The sequence below is a fragment of the Corallococcus sp. CA041A genome (assembly GCF_003612075.1).
GTDB lineage: Bacteria > Myxococcota > Myxococcia > Myxococcales > Myxococcaceae > Corallococcus > Corallococcus exiguus.
The window spans coordinates 1-1,048 of record NZ_RAWF01000556.1; the positions used below are offsets into that span (position 1 = coordinate 1).

At 72.0% G+C, this 1,048-nt stretch carries 1 protein-coding gene and 1 pseudogene; both read left to right on the forward strand.

Annotated elements, in window-relative coordinates; translation table 11 throughout:
- Positions 1-204 (forward strand): annotated as a pseudogene (locus D7V77_RS42115) (hypothetical protein); the annotation flags it as partial.
- A gap of 182 nt (positions 205-386) precedes the next feature.
- The gene (locus D7V77_RS42120; protein ID WP_169822792.1) at positions 387-929 is read left to right on the forward strand and encodes a hypothetical protein; all 543 of its coding nucleotides are present in this window, start codon (positions 387-389) and stop codon (positions 927-929) included.
- Positions 930-1,048: the final 119 nt, after the last annotated feature.

A 1,048-nucleotide genomic window follows, 5' to 3' on the forward strand; every position in this document is an offset into this window, starting at 1 on the left:
CCCGCGGCCCCGCCCAATCCTTCCGCCCCCAGCCAGCCGGAAGCCCTGGAGGGCGCGCCGGAAGCCCTGGAGTCGGGCGCGGGCCATCCGGAAGGCCCGGACGGTCCGGACATGGAGGACGAGGAGCCGGAGGCCTCCAGCGGCGAGTACGAGCTGGACGGCGAGGCCCCGTCGGGCCGCCCGCCCAAGCCGACGCTCCACTGAGAGGCGCGGCGTGCCCAGGCAGGGAAGGTTCTTCCCCTGCCCCCAGCCTTTCAACATCCGCCCCGTAGGATTTACGTCCTCCGGCCACCCTCCAGGGCGGGCTCGTTGCCCAAATGGGCGGATTCACTGGGAACCAGCAACCGTCTGGCGTTGGCAAAGCCCTTGCTATGTCTTTGTTCGCGATGCGGACGACAACGGACATGGCGGCGGAGCGGGGACGGAAGAAGGCCGGGGCGGCCCGGGTCTTCAGCAAGCAGCCGGAGCGCATCGCGGCCCTGTGGCGGCGGATGCGGCTGGCGGCGCACGAAGGCCAGGGCGTGCCGGGCGCAAGCCTGCTGGACGGACTGGTGGAGCCCTTCGTCCGGGAGCTGGGGCTGACGCTGGAGGGCGTGGAGTCCAGCCCCTGGAGCCGCACCCGCGCGGTGCTGCGCCTGGCGCCGGAGCGTGGCGCGCGGGCCCTGCACGACGAGTTCGCACTGCTGCGGCGGTGCCTGGTGGACGCCCTGGAGGTCCTGGGCGGTGGGGACACGGAGCGCCAGCGCATCAACCGCGCGATTGACGAGGCCGTGGACAGCGCGGTGGCGCTGCTCCAGCGGATGGCGGACCCGAAGGCGGATGGGCCCCGGGTGCCGTTCGGCGGTCTGGTGGTGGAGTACTTCGAGCGGCCGTCGCACGCGCGCAAGGCCCCCATGGGCCGCCGCGACGAGCGGTCCGCCATGCATTGAGCAGGCTTTCACGGCGCGAGGAAGGCGCCAGGGTTTGGTTGTAACGGTTTGTCGATCCGTCCGGCTTGACACTCCTCAACGAGGAAGGGTCCGGGGGCTGGCGGGAGGGTGCGCTGTCA